This window comes from Mesorhizobium sp. M1A.T.Ca.IN.004.03.1.1, assembly GCF_003997555.1.
Lineage (GTDB): Bacteria > Pseudomonadota > Alphaproteobacteria > Rhizobiales > Rhizobiaceae > Mesorhizobium.
In genome coordinates, this window is the sequence record NZ_RZTV01000523.1 from 1 (window position 1) to 261 (window position 261).

At 64.8% G+C, this 261-nt stretch carries 1 protein-coding gene; it reads left to right on the forward strand.

Going from position 1 to position 261, the window contains the following annotated elements:
• The coding region (locus EOD29_RS32730) for a xanthine dehydrogenase family protein molybdopterin-binding subunit (protein WP_164763995.1) at window positions 1–215 on the forward strand (215 nt) is incomplete at its 5' end.
• Between the last annotated feature and the right edge of the window lie 46 nt (window positions 216–261).

The window sequence follows — 261 nt, forward strand, 5'->3', positions numbered from 1 at the left end:
CCATGCCGCGCGCCGACGATGTGCCGTCGTTCAACCTCTCCCACACCACGACGCTGTGCCCGGGCAACCCGCTCGGCATCAAGGGTTGCGGTGAGGCCGGCGCGATCGGTGCCTCTGCGGCCGTGATCAACGCGATCACGGATGCGATCGGCAAGAACAATCTGGAAATGCCCGCGACCCCTGACCGGGTGTGGCACACGATCCACGCGGCCTGAGAGGAGCAAGAAGATGTACCAGACCACTTATCATCGCGCGTCCTCC